General features: G+C 38.6%; 17 protein-coding genes. 10 read left to right on the top strand and 7 right to left on the bottom strand.

The genetic code is table 11. The features are described 5' to 3' along the window. Positions 1-347 precede the first annotated feature (347 nt). Together gltB and BLS35_RS13860 are read left to right on the top strand one after the other, a co-directional pair. Positions 348-4856, top strand: coding sequence for a glutamate synthase large subunit (gltB, locus tag BLS35_RS13865; RefSeq protein ID WP_090781999.1), 4509 nt, complete (start codon positions 348-350; stop codon positions 4854-4856). A gap of 64 nt (positions 4857-4920) precedes the next feature. Further along, positions 4921-6387 carry a glutamate synthase subunit beta gene (locus BLS35_RS13860; protein ID WP_090781997.1) on the top strand — a complete coding sequence of 489 codons (1467 nt, stop codon included), beginning with the start codon at positions 4921-4923 and terminating at the stop codon, positions 6385-6387. A gap of 90 nt (positions 6388-6477) precedes the next feature. Here BLS35_RS13860 and BLS35_RS13855 read toward each other — a convergent pair whose 3' ends face one another. Both BLS35_RS13855 and BLS35_RS13850 read right to left on the bottom strand, forming a co-directional pair. Beyond that, positions 6478-7008: an RNA methyltransferase gene (locus tag BLS35_RS13855; protein WP_090781995.1), complete on the bottom strand. Its 531-nt coding sequence runs from the start codon at positions 7006-7008 to the stop codon at positions 6478-6480. Between the two features lie 15 nt (positions 7009-7023). Beyond that, on the bottom strand, positions 7024-8175 hold the full coding sequence (locus tag BLS35_RS13850; protein ID WP_090781993.1) for a galactokinase: 1152 nt from the start codon (positions 8173-8175) through the stop codon (positions 7024-7026). 86 nt (positions 8176-8261) lie between these two features. Here BLS35_RS13850 and BLS35_RS13845 point away from each other — a divergent pair, with 86 nt between their 5' ends. After that, positions 8262-9299 carry an aldose epimerase family protein gene (locus tag BLS35_RS13845; RefSeq protein WP_090781991.1) on the top strand — a complete coding sequence of 346 codons (1038 nt, stop codon included), beginning with the start codon at positions 8262-8264 and terminating at the stop codon, positions 9297-9299. Beyond that, the gene (locus BLS35_RS13840; protein WP_090781989.1) at positions 9299-9937 is read left to right on the top strand and encodes a DsbA family oxidoreductase; all 639 of its coding nucleotides are present in this window, start codon (positions 9299-9301) and stop codon (positions 9935-9937) included. Before BLS35_RS13845 ends, BLS35_RS13840 begins: the two co-directional genes overlap by 1 nt. 103 nt (positions 9938-10040) lie before the next feature. On the opposite strand, the gene BLS35_RS13835 is transcribed toward BLS35_RS13840, so the two are convergent. Continuing rightward, positions 10041-10688, bottom strand: coding sequence for a response regulator transcription factor (locus BLS35_RS13835; protein ID WP_090781987.1), 648 nt, complete (start codon positions 10686-10688; stop codon positions 10041-10043). A 204-nt stretch (positions 10689-10892) separates the two neighbouring features. Here BLS35_RS13835 and BLS35_RS13830 point away from each other — a divergent pair, with 204 nt between their 5' ends. Continuing rightward, positions 10893-12374, top strand: a complete 1482-nt coding sequence (locus tag BLS35_RS13830; protein ID WP_090781985.1) for a sensor histidine kinase — start codon at positions 10893-10895, stop codon at positions 12372-12374. Here the strand turns inward: BLS35_RS13830 and BLS35_RS13825 are convergent. Further along, positions 12371-12808, bottom strand: coding sequence for a response regulator (locus BLS35_RS13825; RefSeq protein WP_090781983.1), 438 nt, complete (start codon positions 12806-12808; stop codon positions 12371-12373). The two genes, BLS35_RS13830 and BLS35_RS13825, sit on opposite strands and share 4 nt — an antisense overlap. Before the next feature lie 22 nt (positions 12809-12830). Continuing rightward, positions 12831-13001, bottom strand: coding sequence for a hypothetical protein (locus BLS35_RS27820; protein ID WP_165973393.1), 171 nt, complete (start codon positions 12999-13001; stop codon positions 12831-12833). Positions 13002-13228: 227 nt separating this feature from the next. Here BLS35_RS27820 and BLS35_RS13820 point away from each other — a divergent pair, with 227 nt between their 5' ends. After that, on the top strand, positions 13229-13606 hold the full coding sequence (locus BLS35_RS13820; protein WP_090781981.1) for a DoxX family protein: 378 nt from the start codon (positions 13229-13231) through the stop codon (positions 13604-13606). Between the two features lie 54 nt (positions 13607-13660). Here BLS35_RS13820 and efp read toward each other — a convergent pair whose 3' ends face one another. After that, positions 13661-14221, bottom strand: coding sequence for an elongation factor P (efp, locus tag BLS35_RS13815; RefSeq protein WP_090781979.1), 561 nt, complete (start codon positions 14219-14221; stop codon positions 13661-13663). Between the two features lie 240 nt (positions 14222-14461). Beyond that, positions 14462-14812: a DUF488 domain-containing protein gene (locus BLS35_RS13810; RefSeq protein WP_090781977.1), complete on the bottom strand. Its 351-nt coding sequence runs from the start codon at positions 14810-14812 to the stop codon at positions 14462-14464. Positions 14813-14935: 123 nt separating this feature from the next. Between BLS35_RS13810 and BLS35_RS13805 the strand changes: the two genes are divergently transcribed. From BLS35_RS13805 to fabV, 4 genes are read left to right on the top strand one after another with little or no spacing between them, the layout of a single operon-like run. Then, positions 14936-15733, top strand: coding sequence for a HipA family kinase (locus tag BLS35_RS13805; protein WP_090781975.1), 798 nt, complete (start codon positions 14936-14938; stop codon positions 15731-15733). After that, complete coding sequence (locus BLS35_RS13800; RefSeq protein WP_090781973.1) at positions 15711-16094, top strand: DUF3037 domain-containing protein; 384 nt, start codon at positions 15711-15713, stop codon at positions 16092-16094. The genes BLS35_RS13805 and BLS35_RS13800 overlap by 23 nt, the downstream gene beginning before the upstream one ends. Before the next feature lie 40 nt (positions 16095-16134). After that, the gene (gene idi, locus BLS35_RS13795) at positions 16135-16662 is read left to right on the top strand and encodes an isopentenyl-diphosphate Delta-isomerase (protein WP_090781970.1); all 528 of its coding nucleotides are present in this window, start codon (positions 16135-16137) and stop codon (positions 16660-16662) included. Positions 16663-16679: 17 nt separating this feature from the next. Next, entirely contained in the window at positions 16680-17867 is a 1188-nt protein-coding gene (fabV, locus tag BLS35_RS13790) for an enoyl-ACP reductase FabV (protein ID WP_090781968.1), read from the top strand. Positions 17868-17891: the final 24 nt, after the last annotated feature.

Genomic DNA, 17891 nt, shown 5'->3' with positions numbered 1-17891 from the left:
TTTTTTTAGTGAAAAATACCTAATCAATTGAGGTTAAATAGATTGAATGTATTAAAAAAACACTGAAAGATATTCGACGGTTCTATAATTCAATTATACAACTATTGAATAGCAAATATTGCGATCTGGTGGTCTGATGCAAGCTTATGAAAATTAATTCTAAATAGTGGTATTGCTAATCTCGTAATTTCAATCGTTGCATATTGTCAATATGGCAATGTTGGTGTGATTAATTTTAAATATGTTGTGTATATCCTAAAAAATATATAAATATTATAATTCGTCATTATTTATTCGTATCTTAGTGTCCTAAATACACTATACCAAACTATTATTAAACGGAACTTATGGAATTAACACAAGATAACCAAGGGTTATACGACCAGCGTTTTGAACATGATGCGTGCGGCATCGGATTTGTGGCTCATATTAAGGGCAGAAAGTCGCAACAAATCATTTCAGACGCGATAACCATTCTTGAAAATCTTGATCACCGCGGGGCAGTGGGAGCCGAAATCAATACTGGAGACGGTGCTGGTATCATGATACAGATACCTCACGAATTCCTGTACGATGAATGTCTTAAAATCGGATTCAGTTTAAATGAATCAGGAGATTATGGCGTAGGGATGCTTTTTTTACCGAAAGATGTAAAAGCAAGAGAAGAATGCAGAGAGATTATTTATAGGGCAGCGGAAAAGCTTAACCTTGAAGTTTTGGGCTTTAGAAAGGTGCTGACCAACACCGAAGGTATAGGCGATATGGCCTTATCTGTAGAGCCAGAAATGGAACAGGTATTTATTGCTCGTCCTTATGCAATTGCTGCAGGTGCAGATTTTGAACGTAAACTATATGTATTCAAAAACTACCTGTCTAAAACCATTAACACGACTGTAAAGGGGATTAATGGCGAATTCTATATCGCATCTTTCTCTTCCAGAACTATCGTATATAAGGGGCAGCTGACCTCATTGCAAGTTAGATCTTACTTTACCGAATTAGGCGATAAGCGTGTAGTGTCGGCGTTTGGATTGGTGCATTCCCGTTTTGCAACCAATACATTCCCTTCATGGAGATTGGCACAGCCTTTTAGATATATTGCCCACAATGGTGAGATTAATACCTTACAGGGTAATCTGAACTGGTTTAGAGCAAGCGTGAAGTCTTTCGCGTCTCCATACTTTACACCAGAAGAATTAAATATTTTACTTCCTGTTATAGATGAGTCGAACTCAGATTCAGGATGTTTGGATAATATCGTGGAATTATTATTGCATTCAGGTCGTTCTTTACCACATGTATTGATGATGTTGATCCCGGAAGCATGGGATGGTAATGAAGATATGGACGAGCTGAAACAAGCTTTCTATAAATTCCATGCTACTTTAATGGAGCCTTGGGATGGACCGGCAGCAGTTTCCTTTACAGACGGTAACCTAATTGGTGCTACACTGGACAGAAACGGTTTACGTCCGCAAAGATACGCGATTACTGAAGATGACCATGTGATTATGGCTTCTGAGGCAGGAGCTTTAGCACTTGATCAAAGCCGAATCATTGAAAAGGGTAGGTTAACCCCGGGTAAAATGTTCGTGGTTGACATGGAACAAGGTCGTATCATCAGTGATGAAGAAATTAAACAACAAGTTTGTAGCAGAAGACCTTATGGCGACTGGATCAATCAATATCAAATCAGACTGGAAGAACTTCCTGAGCCTAGATTGGTATTTAGTGGTTTATCTCAGGAATCTATATTCAGGTATCAACAGGTATTTGGTTACAGTAGAGAGGATGTAGATCTGATTTTAAAACCAATGGCTAGAGATGCTAAAGAGCCAATCGGTTCTATGGGTACTGATATCCCATTGGCTGTTCTTTCTCAGAAACCACAGCATTTATCTTCTTACTTTAAGCAATTATTTGCACAGGTTACCAATCCACCAATCGACCCAATCAGGGAAAAAGTGGTGATGAGCCTTGCAGGATTTATGGGGAATAATGGTAATATATTGGAGGAGAATGCGCTGCAGTGTCACTGTGTGGGTATTAAACATCCAATATTAACCAACCATGAGCTAGAGAAACTAAGAAGTATCGATACTGGAGTATTCCAATCAAAAACCTTACAGACTTATTTTAGGGCTGATGGTAAGCCAGGTGCTTTAGCAAAAGGCTTAGACAGACTTTGTCGCTATGCAGTTGACGCTGTTGAAGATGGATTCCAGGTGATTGTACTGTCTGATCGTGCATTGGATTCAGAACACGCTGCAATTCCTTCTTTGTTAGCTGTATCTACAGTACATCATCACTTAATCCGTAAAGGATACAGAGGTGCAGTAGGTATTGTAGTTGAGGCTGGTGATGTTTGGGAAGTACATCATTTTGCAACCTTAATCGGTTTTGGTGCAACAGCAGTAAACCCTTACCTGGCTTTAGAAACTATTACAGGTTTCCAACAGGAGTTAGGTGTTAAACCTGAAAAACTAATTCAGAACTATATCTACGCTATTAATAATGGTTTGTTAAAGATCTTCTCAAAAATGGGAATCTCTACCTTACAATCTTACCATGGTGCGCAGATATTTGAAATCCTTGGTTTACATAAAAATGTAGTAGATAATTACTTTACAGGCGCTGTATCAAGAATCGGTGGATTAGGATTGGATGAAATCGCTAAAGAAACTTTAATTAAGCACAATAGAGTCTTTAAGTTGGCTAATCGCCCTGACCCAATATTGCCTACGGGTGGAAATTACAAATGGAAACGTAAAGGTGAGCAGCATTTGTTTAACCCACAAACTATCCACTTGTTACAAAATGCTACCCGTAAAAAGGATTATGGTATTTACAAACAATACTCTAAACTGGTAAATGAGCAAACTAACCAGGCGTTTACTATCAGAGGTTTATTCGAATTTAATTACAATCGCCCAGCTGTTCCGTTGGAAGAAGTTGAACCGATTGAAGGTATATTAAAACGTTTTGCAACAGGAGCAATGTCTTTTGGCTCTATTTCACATGAAGCACACTCAACTTTAGCTATTGCTATGAACCGTATAGGTGGAAAAAGCAATACCGGTGAGGGTGGCGAAGATGAGTTGAGGTATGAACCATTGCCAAATGGTGATTCTATGCGCTCTGCGATTAAGCAGATTGCTTCGGCTCGCTTTGGGGTAACTAGTTACTACTTGAGTAATGCAGACGAGTTACAGATTAAAATGGCACAAGGTGCTAAACCTGGAGAAGGTGGTCAGTTACCTGGCGAGAAAGTGGATGACTGGATCGGAAAGGTTCGTCACGCTACACCTGGTGTAGGTTTAATTTCTCCGCCACCACACCATGATATTTATTCTATCGAGGATTTGGCACAGCTGATTTTCGATTTGAAAAATGCTAACCGTGAAGCAAGAATCAACGTTAAACTGGTTTCTAAAGCTGGTGTAGGTACAATTGCTGCTGGTGTAGCGAAAGCACATGCTGATGTGATTTTGGTGTCAGGTTTTGATGGCGGTACAGGAGCTTCTCCATTAACCTCTATTCAACATGCAGGCTTACCTTGGGAACTTGGTTTGGCTGAAGCGCACCAGACACTGGTTAAAAACCGTCTGCGTAGCAGAGTGGTATTACAGACGGATGGTCAGCTTAAAACTGGTAAAGATATCGCAATCGCCACGTTATTAGGTGCTGAAGAATGGGGTGTAGCTACTGCTGCATTGGTAACTTCGGGCTGTATCATGATGCGTAAGTGTCACTTAAATACTTGTCCGGTTGGTGTAGCTACACAAGATCCTAACTTAAGGAAGTTGTTTACTGGCGAAGCGGATCATGTAGTAAACTTGTTCTATTTCTTAGCTGAAGAGTTAAGAGAGACTATGGCTGAGCTTGGTTTTAGATCAGTACAGGAAATGGTTGGACAAGCGGATGCACTGAGTGTTCGTCCTATTGAAGAAGCTGATTGGAAATTGAAAGATCTTGATTTGTCTGCCATATTATATAAGGCACCTGACAATGGATTGAGTTTATATCAAACTGAGGTACAGGATCATGGGTTGACTGATGTATTGGATCACGAACTAATTAAAGCTGCGCAACCAGCATTAGCTAGCAAAGAGCCTATATACAAAGAGTTTGAGTTGAAAAACACAAACCGTGCGATCGGTACCATGCTTTCTAATGAGGTGTCTAAGCTTTATAAGAGTCAAGGTTTACCTAATGATACCATTAACTTCAAGTTTAAAGGTTCTGCAGGACAAAGTTTTGGTGCTTTTGCGACCAAAGGTATTTCCTTACAACTGGAAGGTGAAGCAAATGACTACGTTGGTAAAGGACTTTCTGGGGCTAGATTGTCGATCTATCCTTTCAGTGAAATCAAATATGTGCCTGAACAAAACATTATTATTGGTAACGTGGCGTTGTATGGTGCCACATCTGGTGAGTTGTTTGTGCGTGGACAGGCTGGTGAGCGTTTTGCGGTAAGAAACTCTGGTGCTACTGCGGTAGTTGAAGGATTAGGCGATCATGGTTGCGAGTATATGACCGGTGGTGAGGTACTTGTGATTGGCGCCACTGGAAGCAACTTTGCAGCGGGTATGAGTGGTGGTATTGCCTGGGTTTACAATACAGCAGGTGATTTTGCCAGCAAATGCAATAAAGAAATGGTAGATCTTGATCCGCTTGACGAACAAGATGAACTGAGAATTAATGTGTTGCTGAAGAGACATATCCAACTTACAGATAGTGATTTAGCTAAGTTTATCTTAAACGATTGGGCAACTCAATCGGCACACTTTATTAAAGTATTCCCTAAAGAATACAAAGCAGTGTTGCAAAAAAGAGGACAAACAGTTAAAGCCTAAGCTAAATCAGATCACCAAAAAAGAAGAGAATAATGACCATCACTAATAATTCAAATATATAATAATGGGAAAAGTAACCGGATTTTTAGAGTATGAAAGAACTGCTCCTGTAAAAGAAGATGCTAAAGCTCGTTTAAAACATTATAATGAGTTTGTAGAGGCTTTTGAAGCTGAACAGGTAAATGCAGAGGCAGCAAGATGTATGGATTGCGGAGTACCGTTTTGCCAGTCGGGATGCCCGCTTGGTAACGTAATACCAGAATTTAACGATGCTGTATATAAAGGTGACTGGCACTTGGCATCAACTATTTTGTTGAGCACCAATAACTTTCCAGAGTTTACAGGTCGTATTTGTCCGGCACCATGCGAGTCTGCATGTGTGTTAGGGATCAACAAGTCACCTGTATCTATTGAGGAAATAGAAAAACATATCATTGAGATTGCATTCAATAAAGGATATATTAAAGCCGAGCAACCTTTAATCCGAACAGGTAAAAAGGTAGCGGTGATTGGCTCTGGTCCGGCTGGACTAGCGGCAGCAGCACAATTGAACAAAGCTGGTCATGAGGTGGTTGTTTACGAACGTGACGATACTCCAGGTGGCTTGCTAAACTACGGTATTCCTGATTTTAAACTACAAAAGGATGTAGTAACCAGACGTATTGCACTGATGGAAAAAGAAGGCGTAGTATTTAAATGTAACTCCAATGTTGGTGTCAATGTGGAGTTGAATACTTTGTTAAGAGACTTTCAATCCATTATTCTTGCAGGTGGATCAACCATTCCACGTGATTTACCAGCTAAGGGTAGAGAAGCTAAAGGAGTACATTTTGCAATGGACTTTTTAAAGCAGCAAAACAAAAGAGTTAAAAACTTTAAGGTTGAAGGGGAAGATATCCTTGCGACAGGTAAAGATGTGATTGTAATTGGTGGTGGTGATACCGGATCTGATTGTATTGGCACATCTAACCGCCAGGGCGCAAAATCGGTAACTCAGTTTGAGATTATGCCAATGCCAGCCCAAAGTCGTACCGATAATATGCCTTGGCCAACTTACCCGATGTTACTTAAAGTAACTTCTTCGCATGAAGAGGGTTGCGAGAGAGGCTGGGGAGTAAACACTAAGGAGTTCATCAAAGATGAGAACGGTAACCTTAAAGCTGTAAAAGTAGTTGATGTGGAATGGGATATTGATGCGACTGGCCGTCCTTTGAATTTCAAAGAAAAACCAGGTACTGAGCGCGATTTACCTTGTCAATTGGTGCTATTGGCTATGGGTTTCTTACATCCTCAAAAAGAAGGCTTAATTGAAAAATTAGGTGTAGAAATAGACAATAGAGGTAACGTGAAAGCGGAAGAAGGTAAATACCAAACAAATATTGCTAAGATATTTGCTGCCGGTGATATGCGTCGCGGACAATCCTTAGTGGTATGGGCAATATCTGAAGGCAGGGAAGCTGCACGTAAGGTAGATCAGTATTTAATGGGGCATAGTAGCCTTCCATCAAAAGATGGCATTCCATACGCATAGTCTGAAGTAGAATATATTGTTAAAAAACCTGCATCCTAAGAAGATGCAGGTTTTTTAACAATATATTCTCTATAAGCTTACAGATAGATTTTACAATCTTAATTTAGCAAAGAAATCCCAAAGTACAATTCCTGCTGAAATAACAATGTTGAACGAATGCTTTGTGCCAAATTGAGGAATTTCAATGCATTGATCAATTTGTGCCATCACTTCGTCACTTACTCCATTTACTTCATTACCAAAAATCAATGCATATTTAGCATCTGTAGCAGGTTTAAATGTATTTAACATCGTGCTTCCAGCAGCTTGCTCAATTGCAATGATGGTGTAGCCATCAGCCCTTAAAGAAGCTACTGCATCAAGAGTAGTCTCGAAATGTTTCCAGTCTACCGATTGAGTTGCACCTAATGCTGTTTTTTCTATCTCTCTATGTGGCGGTTGAGCCGTGATGCCACATAAATAAACGCCTGCTACAGCAAAACCATCACTGGTTCTAAAAACAGAGCCGATATTGTGCATACTGCGTACATTATCAAGTACTACAACTACCGGAAGTTTTTCCTGTTCTTTAAACTCATCAATACTCACACGGTTCAGGTCGTCTAATTTTAATTTCTGCATGCTGCAAAAATAAAATTAAATTATGGAAGCACCATTACCAATTTCACTGATATAGATCGTAGGGGCATAACCAATGCGATCGGTATAGAAATCAGTTAGTTTCTTGTTGAAATCATCTTCCTGACCCTTTTTAAGCAAAGCGATAGCACAACCGCCAAATCCAGCGCCCGTCATACGTGCACCAATCACATGCTCGTAAGCTGAACAAAATTCAACCACAGCATCCAATTCGGCACCAGTAACTTCATATAAATCCTTCAAAGATTGATGAGAAGCGTACATTAAACGACCAAATTCTGTTAAGTTGCCACTGTTTAGTGCTTTTGCAGCCAGGTTAACCCGGTCATTTTCGTTCACCACATGCGTTGCACGGTTTAAAACGATCGGATCTGTAATCAGGCGACTGTATTCAGCAAATTTATCGGCATTTAGCTCGCAAAGGTTATGCAAAGAGATTTCTTTGTTTAACTGCCTTAAGGCGGTTTGGCACTCAGCAACACGCTGGTTATATTTAGATTCCGCCAGTTTACGTGGTTTGTTGGTATTTATGATGGCTAACTTGTAGTTTCCAAGATTGCAGTCAACAATTTCATGATGTAGCGTATCGCAATTTAAGACAATGGCTTTATCTGTTTCCCCAAAGGCAACTGCAAACTGATCCATGATGCCACAGTTTACACCAATAAATTCATTTTCTACTTTTTGCGCAAGCAAAGGGATTTCGATTTTTTCGTATCCTAAATTGAAGTAATTGTTTAAGGCGTAGGCCATCGCGACTTCAATAGAGGCAGAAGAAGATAGTCCTGATCCGATCGGGATATTGCCGAAAAACAACAGGTCTAAGCCGCTAGTTAACGGGTACCTTTTTATGATTTCATTAAAAACACCAAGCGGGTAATTATACCATTCAGGACCTGTTTTGGTATATCTGGTTTGTATTGGGAATTCTTGTTCTTCAGAGAAGTTTAAACTCTTAAATCTGATTACATTATCATTGTTAGGAGCCATGCTAAGCCAGGTTCCAAGTGTTACTGCGCAGGGCATCACGAGTCCGCCATTATAATCAATATGTTCTCCAATTAGGTTTACACGACCAGGGGTAAAATAGTTTGCGGTTGGCTCATGCCCGTATTTTTCTAAGAACTTACTAATTAATTCCGTTTTCATTGTAATATTTTAAGTTTGCTTTTGGTTTTAAGTTAAAGTATTGATAGTATTGTTAGTTCATAACAAACGCTCCTAATATACAATTTATGGAAAGAAAGCTGATTAAGACTGGAAAATTTATTGATGAAAAAGAAGTCTTGGCGATAGAACTGACCAATATTCACGGTACCTATGTTAAAATCTATAATTATGGTGCGATTATAAGCAAGTTTATAGTTGCCAATAAGAACGGTGATAAGCAGGACATCGTTTTAGGTTTTGATGATGTAGATCAGTATACCAGCGAAGAATATTTAAGTAATTACCCTTTTTTAGGCGCTGTAATAGGACGTTATGCTAACCGGATTAAGAACGGAAGATTTAGTATTGATGGAGCAACATATCAGCTTTCACAAGCCAAAGGCGGAGATTGTTTACATGGAGGTGATATCGGTTTTGACCGGAAAATGTGGGAAGTATTGTCGACCATTGACCCGAGTGTTACCCTAGAATATGTTAGCCCTGATGGAGAGGAGAATTTTCCTGGGAATTTAACCGTACAGCTCACTTTTAAGTTGACTGATGAAAATGAGTTGATTTTAGACTTTAAAGCAACAACGGATGCACCTACAGCTATAAATTTAACCCATCATGGCTATTTTAACTTAGCACCACAGGGTGGTTCTATAGCAAATCACTTGCATAGAATGCCTGCAAGCTATTATCTGGAGCAGGATGATAATTATGTGGTTACTGGGATGTTAATTCCTGTAGAGGGCACTACGCATGATTTCCTGGGTGATAAAGCGATAGGAAGGGATTGGGATCCTACAGAAGGGTACGACCAGACTTACGTTTTAGATAAGCCATATGGCGAACTTACCTTAGCGTCCGAAACTTCCGAAGAGACAGGAGGACTTAAGCTTTCAGTGTATACCACAGAGCCTGTTGCTCATTTTTATACTGCTAAGTATTTAGAGGTAAAGGGCGGTAAAGATGGTAAGGATTATCATCCTTACGAGGCATTTTGTGTGGAGACGCAACATCACCCAAATGCAGTTAATATTCCAACTTTTCCAAGCACCATTCTAAGGCCTGGGGAAAACTATAGGCAAACAACAATTTACAAAATAGAACATAAGTAATGAAGGTAGATATCTGGTCGGATGTAAGATGCCCATTTTGTTACATAGGCAAAAGAAAGTTTGAAATGGCCCTGGCTCAGTTTGAACATAAAGATGAAGTAGAGGTGGAGTGGCATAGCTTTGAGTTGGATCCTAATGCCGCTACCGTATTGGATAAAAGTGCCTACGATTATTTAGCTGAGCGTTATGGCAGGAGCAGGGACTGGGCTGTAGAAACGCATAAGCATGTAGCGCAGACAGCAGCCGAAGTTGGTTTAACTTTTAATTTTGACCAGTCGGTGATCGCCAACTCTTTTGATGCACACCGTCTTATTCAAATGGCCAAGGAGAATGGTGCTGGAGATTTAGTAGAAGAGAATCTGTTTAAGGCTCATTTTACAGACGGTAAGAATATTGCTGACCATGAGGTTTTACTTCAAATTGGTAGGGATAGCGGATTAAACACACTGGAAGTTGAAGTTATGCTGAAAAGCGATGATTTTGCTGATGAGGTGAGGTATGATGAGAAAACAGCTCAGGATTTGGGAATTACAGGAGTACCCTTCTTTATTTTTGATCAAAAGCTAGTTGTTTCTGGCGCACAAGCTCCCGAAACCTTTTTGGGCGCAATGATTAAAGCTACTGAAGAAAATAAATAATATTTTTAAAACCATTTAGTATCCGATTACGTTTATATTTTAGAGAGCGTTAAGGGTGCGTGTTTTTCATGACGCGTGCCCTTTTTTATTTTAAGTAGCTCAATCAGGTGATCAATCTATTTTTTATCGCATAACGAATAAGTGAGGCGGTATTGTTTTGCGTAGTCTTTTGCAATAGACTTTGACGATGACCTTCAATTGTACGCTTGCTCAGGAATAATTTATTGGAGATTTCATTGTTAGTCAATCCATCAGCTATGAGTTGCAGCACCTGTAGTTCTCGCTCTGAGTAATGGCCTAAATCCCCTGTTAACTGATTGTTGTATAGGTTATTAATCTGTAGTTTAATAAGTTTTTCAATAAGTTCTATGCCCATGTATTTACGGTTTTTGTTCACCATTTTCACCGCGAATACCAGCTCTTCTGTATCGGCACTTTTTAAGAGATAAGCATTTGCCCCTGCGTTAAAAACTGCAGCAACATGATTTAGATCATCATACATAGAAAGTATAATTACTTTAATACCTGGATTAATGGTTTGCAAGGCTATAGTCAGCTCCGTGCCGTTCATTTCTGGCATATTTAAGTCGGAAATAACAATGTCGATTTTTTCTCCTGTTTTAACAAAATCGAGAACTTCCATACCATTCGCACATTCTTTGATTACTAGTATATCTTCAGGTTGCTCTACGAGTTTTCTTAATCCACTGCGTACTATAGGGTGATCGTCAGCCAATACAATGCTAATCATACTTTTTGTAATTAAAATAGTTGATCGTCGACACTATTACTCCTTATCGATGTGGTAACAAAGCTTTTAGCTTATTGTTTGATTTAAATTTATTATTTATTGCTCAATATATGATGTCCAGCGTAGAACAATCGTTGATGAAATTTGTTCATAATTAAATTGGGAACGTATAAGGCTGTAGCTGTTATTTTAAAAATTAAATAAATGACACAAAAAAAAGTCGACAATAAGGATACAGAACTACCTGCTTTTTATCAGTTGCTAGAAACAGAGCGAGTGAAATTTGCATTTTTTTTCAACAGAGCACCAGTAGGTTACTTTATTCTTGACTATCTTGGTCTGGTAGAAGAAGCCAATCAAACCGGGGCCGATCTGTTACGGATTTCTAAAAGAGACATTTTGGAAAAACGGTTTCAAAGTTTTGTTGCTCCCGAAATGTGGGAGTTTTTTTATGGGTTCTTACATAAAATGCAAAGTACCGAGCTTAAGCAGAATTGTGAGATTAAACTTTCGCTTGCCGGGAATCTGGAAATTTATACCCGAATGGAGGGAATCGCTATTGTGAATACATTTACTGGAATACTTCAGTATTATATTACGGTTATAGATATTTCAGAAAGTCGTATTGGTCAAGAAAAGTTGATGGGGACGACCAAAAGACTGGAGTTGACGCTAAAAGCTTCTGGAACGGGTACCTGGACCATGAAGATAGCAACAAACAAAATTTTTTTGGATGACTTTAGCTTGTATTTATTCGATGTTAGTCCTTGGGAATTTGATGGTACAATCCGTTCATTTATCTCATTTATTCACCCAGATGATCAATATTTAGTCCGACAAAGCTTGTCCAATGCAATCCAACACGGTGGCGATGTTGAAATGGAGTTTAGAATCGTAACTAAACGTGGTAAAACCAAAATTGTTGCTGTTAAAGGGCAGCAGATTGACAGCACTGGACCTGACAGTTACTTTGCCGGTATTGTGATGGATATCACAAAAAAAACCAGATTGAAATTGAAAGCGCAACAGCAAGATGCTGAGCAGCAAAGATTGATACTTGCTGCTACTTTTAAAGCTCAGGAAAATGAAAGAAATAAAATAAGCAATGCCTTACACGATGGTGTGTGTCAGATCCTTTACGGAATCAGGCTTAATGTTCAGAATATCCAACATAGCCAAAATTTGAATGCAGAATTCCAGAATATCAATCAATTACTTGCCCAGGCGATTACCGAAACCCGGGAATTGTCTTATGAACTTACTCCTTCCGTGCTCAGAGACTTTGGTTTTACAAAGGGCATAAAGGAGATGATACAGCGGTTAAGTACTTCAGGATTTAAAATCAAGAGTACCTTAGATCCATCAGCTGACCTACTCCATCCGGAACTTCAATTGTATATCTTTAGAATGATCCAGGAATTAATAAATAATTGCATTAAACATGCTCAGGCAACGGAAGCAGAAATTACTGTTTGTGCAGCATTTGACTGGGTAAACATAAGAGTTTCAGATAATGGAAAGGGGTTTCAAGTTGGAATTGACGAGTCATTAGCAAAGGGCTCTGGTGTAAGGTCTATTAAAAACAGAGTTTTTCTGCTAAGCGGGAATATGGATATTGATACTTCAAAATCGGGCACTCAGATTACTATTAAATTTGAGAAAGACTTACCTGCACTTGGACTTTAGTACACTTCTGCCTTCACTAACTGTGTTCTAATTTTTTCAATGAAAGAACTTGGCTCAAAAGGCTTCCCAATAAAGGAATCGCAACCATACTTACTTACCGATAGGAACATATTATTGTATGCCGAGCAAATAATCACCGGTAGGGATCTGGTTTGCGCACATCGTTTAATCTGATTACAAAGTATCTCACCATTTGATATGGGTAAACTATAGTCTAACAAAACAAGATCCGGTTTAAAATTTTCAATCAATCGAAGAATATTTTCGGTATATCGATAAGCTCGAAAGACGTATCCTGCTCGAGTAAGGATCTGGTCGAGTAACCTTACACAAAGTTCGTCATCTTCAATAATGAGAATTTTTTTTGAAGCGTTTAAGGGGGGAGCGATGCTGATACCAATATCAGTAAAATTTGCACTAATCATGTTTTTCATAAGTAAATATGTTAATTACATGTTAAATTGATTTTTTCTTTCTCGCAAGAGGTTTTAATTCGATCGTCTTTTCCTTAGCCCAATCCCAATCTTCCTTGAAGTCTTCATCCGCATGAAAATAATAACTAGGAGTACCGTTCACACGGGTTTTTGGGAAATTGTGGCGTTTACCTTCATTCGTTTTTGTTTTCATAGCTTCGTAATTAATTTCTCGTAACCTACAAAAGGGATTATAAATTTAGGAACTATGATTTTGTTGATCAATGAGGTTTATACGCCTTTTTAAGCAGCTAAATACGTGTTTTTTACAATTTGAGATTAAATCTATGTTTTTTAGACCTGTTTCCTGTTATTTTTTGAACCAATCGGAGTTAAGATTGTTATGTAAATCATATATTGCTAGTCTAATCTACAAAAACTATGAAGAAGATAATTCTGTTTGTCCTAAGTTTGCTTTTTGGGCTGATGTTTATTAACGCAGGATTGAATAAATTTTTGAATTATATGCCTGTGCCCAAAGATTTGCCGGAGGGTATGGTTAAAGTTATGACAGCCTTTATGACTATAGGTTGGTTGATGCCACTTATTGCAGTTGCCGAAATTGTTGGGGGTGCACTTTTTATAACCAACAAGTACAGAGCGCTTGGTGCGATAATTATTTTTCCAGTGATGATAGGAATAGTTTTGACACATGCTACAATGGCCCCATCGGGTTTACCAATAGCACTTGCATTGTTTGCGATTAATATTTGGGTAATTATCGAGAGTCGTGAAAAGTATCTTCCTATGATAAAATAGGGGACAAAAAAAATGGCTTGCATTTCTGTAAGCCATCTTGAAATAATTATTTAATTATTTAACACGTTCGACGTATTCGCCTGTACGCGTATCTACTTTTATCTTATCACCTTGATTTACAAATAAAGGCACTTTTAATTCAATGCCATTTTCTGTTGTAACACTTTTTAGTGCACCAGAAGAAGTATCACCTTTAACAGCTGGCTCAGCATAGGTAATTTCTAATTCTACAAAGTTTGGAGCCTGCGCCATAATCGGTTCTTCACTTTCTAGAGAAACGATTACATTCATTCCTTCTTTTAGAAACTTAGCTGATGTTCCAAAAAGTGCTTTAGGGATATTGAATTGGTCAAAAGTGACATTATCCATGACCACAAAATAATCACCTTCTTCATATAAATATTGATAGTCACTCGTCTCTACACGGCAAATTTCAACCTGCTCGTCAGTTCCTAAACGGGCCTCAACAATTTTCCCTGTTTTAATGTTACGAAATTTGCCTAAGTAGAAAGCTCCACCTTTACCTGGAGTACGATGTAAGATTTCCGTAACTGTTACTAGTTCGCCGTTAAAACGTAAAATGTTTCCTACTTTAATTTCAGATGCTTTTGCCATAAAAGAATTTAATTGTAAAATTTGAGCGTAAAGATATATGCTTTTTTGATATACCGGGGCGATCTCCTGAGATATTAGTCTCTTTTTGATTTTTTTTAATTGTTCTAACGATTTTTTTAAAGTTTTAATGCCATTTTAATTTCCCATTGCTACTCTTGTTTCTGATCGTATTAATTTATAAAATCATGTTTCAAACAACATTACTGGCATCATTAAGTAAAAAATCTGGATTAGCATCTGTCAATCCATTTCTCTTTTTAAAAATTCAAGCAATACCAGGGCATGATTATACTGTTGATCGTGCGCGGCGTATAACAAGGTAATCGTTGGCTTAGTTTCATGTACATTTAAAAGCTCTTTTGTAGCCTTATTCGTCGCCAATTCCTCCAGATAGTTCTTTTTAAAGACTTCCCATTTTTGCGGCTGGTGATCAAACCATTTACGAAGCTCAGTGGAAGGAGAAACTTCTTTCAACCAAAGCTGGATATGAGCGTCCTCTTTCTTTAATCCTCTGGGCCATAGTCGATCAACCAAAATTCGAAAGCCATCATCCTTTGATATTGGCTCATAAACTCTTTTAATCTTAATCATCTGTATTAAACATTAATTACATTAAATGTAATTAATTGTGCAGCAATAAAAGAAATTCATTACAGTAGAGGTTGCAGTTTTCTATATCTTTATGCCTGATTTTAGAACGATTAAATGCATGTTATGAATAATACTGAGCTGGCATTGCGATCGGTTAATGTAACCAGGTATGTAACTCCTTTAAGAGAAGGAGGGTCTATGCCTGCGATTGCAGAGGCTGATGATGGATTTTTATATGTACTTAAATTTCGAGGTGCAGGACAAGGTGCAAAAGCACTGATTGCCGAAATATTCGGTGCTGAAATTGCCCGGGCACTTGGCTTAAAAGTACCGGAAATTGTATTTGCCAGTCTGGATGAGGCATTTGGAAGGATAGAGCCGGATGAAGAGATACAGGATCTACTTAGAGCGAGTGAAGGGCTTAATTTGGCTTTACATTATCTTTCTGGAGCGATTACCTTTGATCCATTGGTGACTGTAGTAGACGCAAAATTGGCTTCACAGATTGTATGGCTTGACTGTTTGCTAACCAATATGGATCGCACAGCCAGAAACACAAATATGTTGATCTGGCATAGAGAGCTCTGGTTAATAGATCATGGGGCATCTCTATATTTTCATCATTCCTGGCAAAACTGGAAAGAGCAAGCTTTGCGTCCTTTTATTTTGATTAAGGATCACGTTTTATTGCCCTATGCTTCTGAACTTGAAGCAGTGGACAAAGCCTTTCGTGCCATACTGACTCCGAGCCTTATAGCTTCAATAGCCGCATTAATACCTGAAGAATGGTTGACTGATGAATATTCGTTTGAAAGTCCAGAGGAGCATAGACAAGCTTACATTCATTTCCTTGAGACCAGATTAGACAATTCAAATATTTTTGTAAAAGCAGCACAAGATGCAAGAGAAGCACTTATTTGAGTATGCCGTTATCCGCGTTGTACCCAGGGTAGAGCGTGAGGAGTTTATGAATGTGGGCGTTGTTGTGTATTGCTCCAAAGAGAAATTTCTTGGTGTTTTGATCAATCTGAATACCGAAAAATTAGGCATGTTCTGTAATGATTTGGATTTAGATGTAATAGAAGGTAACTTATGTGCTTTTGAGCGAATTTGTGAAGGTGCTGAACAAGGTGGGACTATTGGAAAGTTAGATATGGCATCTAGGTTTAGATGGCTAACTGCCACCAGAAGTACAGTTTTGCAAACATCCAGGGCACATGCAGGCTTGTGCACCGATGCAAAAGAGACCTTATTGAAATTATACAATCAAATGGTCCTTTAATTTGTTATATTTTGCAATAAGTTTAAATGATTAATAGCTGATGAAGGCCGAAGAAAGTGTGATACTTGTTGATGAAAATGACAATGAAATAGGCGTAATGGAAAAAATGGAGGCGCATATTCAGGGCAGGCGTCATCGCGCATTTTCAATATTTATTTTTAATAAAAAGGGAGAATTGCTATTACAGAAACGCGCAGGAGATAAATATCATTCGGGGGGCAAATGGACAAACACCTGCTGTAGTCATCCCCGGCCTGGTGAACGCAGCAAAGATGCGGCAAATAGGCGATTGCGGGAAGAGATGGGGATGGAAGCTGATCTTTCTGAAGTCTTCAGCTTTTTGTACGATACTGAAATTATGCCTGGAATTATAGAGCATGAATATGACCATGTATATGTGGGAATTAGTGATACATTACCTGTTCTAAACCTTGAAGAAGCTTCAGATTATCAGTACATCTCAATGAAAGAGTTGTCAGATGAGCTAAATACAAATCCAAATAAATATACGAAATGGCTAAAAATCTGTTTCGAAAAAGTGATGGAGTACCATCATCAAATATTCTAACTTAAAAAAAGAACTATATGATTATTGAACCTAGAATGCGTGGGTTTATCTGCCTTACTGCGCATCCAGATGGATGTGAACAAAATGTAATCAATCAAATTAATTACGTGAAATCAAAAGGAGCTATTGATGGTCCAAAAAAAGTGCTGGTTATTGGTGCTTCTACAGGATTCGGGTTAGCTTCCAGAATAACCAGTGCCTTTGGCTCCGATGCTGCTACAATTGGTGTTTTCTTTGAAAAACCATCTGCTCTAGGAAAACCTGCTTCGCCAGGATGGTATAACAGTGCTGCATTTGAAAAGCATGCGCATAAGGCTGGCTTGTATGCTAAAAGTATTAATGGTGATGCTTTTTCTGATGAGATTAAACAACAGACACTTGATTTGATTAAGAATGATCTTGGGCAAGTTGATCTTGTTATTTACAGCCTGGCCTCACCAAAAAGACTGCATCCTAAAACCGGTGTAGTGCATAATTCGGTACTAAAACCGATTGGAGAAAATGTTTTTACCAACAAAACTGTAGATTTTCATACCGGAGCTGTTTCGGAAGTTTCCATTTCGCCAGCTAATGAGGATGAAATAGAAAATACTGTTGCTGTGATGGGTGGAGAAGATTGGGAAATGTGGATTGACGCATTGAAGGCGGCTAATTTACTCGCACCAGGAGCCACTACAGTGGCCTATTCTTATATCGGCCCATCATTAACTGAAGCTGTATATCGAAAAGGAACAATTGGTAGAGCTAAAGATCATTTGGAAGCAACTGCGTTTACCATTTCTGATAAATTAAAAGATATCAACGGAAAAGCTTATGTTTCTGTCAACAAAGCACTCGTTACACAGGCAAGTTCAGCCATTCCAGTAATTCCACTTTATATTTCGCTGCTCTACAAGGTGATGAAGGAAAAAGGAATCCACGAAGGCTGCATCGAACAAATCCAACGTCTGTTTGCCGAAAGATTATATATGAACGAAGACACACCAACTGACGCAGCAGGCAGAATCCGTATCGACGATTGGGAAATGCGTGCTGACGTTCAGGAAAAGGTAGCCCAATTGTGGCCAGAAGCTACAGAGGAAACTTTACCGCTCATTGGTGACCTTGCTGGTTATAAAAAAGACTTTTTAAATCTATTCGGCTTTGATGTAGCAGGAATTGATTATGAAAAGGACGTGAATGAAATGGTAGAAATGCCATCTTAATAAATGATAGTAGATTTTATGCCG

Origin of the sequence: Pedobacter sp. ok626, from assembly GCF_900100435.1 — a bacterium.
Lineage (GTDB): Bacteria > Bacteroidota > Bacteroidia > Sphingobacteriales > Sphingobacteriaceae > Pedobacter.
Note: the sequence above shows the minus strand (reverse complement) of the source record. Positions and strands in the feature narration are given on the sequence as shown.

Coding starts and splice junctions, on each gene's coding strand:
- gltB (WP_090781999.1), top strand. CDS start 348: ATGGAATTAACACAAGATAACCAAGGGTTATACGACCAGCGTTTTGAA.
- BLS35_RS13860 (WP_090781997.1), top strand. CDS start 4,921: ATGGGAAAAGTAACCGGATTTTTAGAGTATGAAAGAACTGCTCCTGTA.
- BLS35_RS13855 (WP_090781995.1), bottom strand. CDS start 7,008: ATGCAGAAATTAAAATTAGACGACCTGAACCGTGTGAGTATTGATGAG.
- BLS35_RS13850 (WP_090781993.1), bottom strand. CDS start 8,175: ATGAAAACGGAATTAATTAGTAAGTTCTTAGAAAAATACGGGCATGAG.
- BLS35_RS13845 (WP_090781991.1), top strand. CDS start 8,262: ATGGAAAGAAAGCTGATTAAGACTGGAAAATTTATTGATGAAAAAGAA.
- BLS35_RS13840 (WP_090781989.1), top strand. CDS start 9,299: ATGAAGGTAGATATCTGGTCGGATGTAAGATGCCCATTTTGTTACATA.
- BLS35_RS13835 (WP_090781987.1), bottom strand. CDS start 10,688: ATGATTAGCATTGTATTGGCTGACGATCACCCTATAGTACGCAGTGGA.
- BLS35_RS13830 (WP_090781985.1), top strand. CDS start 10,893: ATGACACAAAAAAAAGTCGACAATAAGGATACAGAACTACCTGCTTTT.
- BLS35_RS13825 (WP_090781983.1), bottom strand. CDS start 12,808: ATGAAAAACATGATTAGTGCAAATTTTACTGATATTGGTATCAGCATC.
- BLS35_RS27820 (WP_165973393.1), bottom strand. CDS start 13,001: ATGAAAACAAAAACGAATGAAGGTAAACGCCACAATTTCCCAAAAACC.
- BLS35_RS13820 (WP_090781981.1), top strand. CDS start 13,229: ATGAAGAAGATAATTCTGTTTGTCCTAAGTTTGCTTTTTGGGCTGATG.
- efp (WP_090781979.1), bottom strand. CDS start 14,221: ATGGCAAAAGCATCTGAAATTAAAGTAGGAAACATTTTACGTTTTAAC.
- BLS35_RS13810 (WP_090781977.1), bottom strand. CDS start 14,812: ATGATTAAGATTAAAAGAGTTTATGAGCCAATATCAAAGGATGATGGC.
- BLS35_RS13805 (WP_090781975.1), top strand. CDS start 14,936: ATGAATAATACTGAGCTGGCATTGCGATCGGTTAATGTAACCAGGTAT.
- BLS35_RS13800 (WP_090781973.1), top strand. CDS start 15,711: ATGCAAGAGAAGCACTTATTTGAGTATGCCGTTATCCGCGTTGTACCC.
- idi (WP_090781970.1), top strand. CDS start 16,135: ATGAAGGCCGAAGAAAGTGTGATACTTGTTGATGAAAATGACAATGAA.
- fabV (WP_090781968.1), top strand. CDS start 16,680: ATGATTATTGAACCTAGAATGCGTGGGTTTATCTGCCTTACTGCGCAT.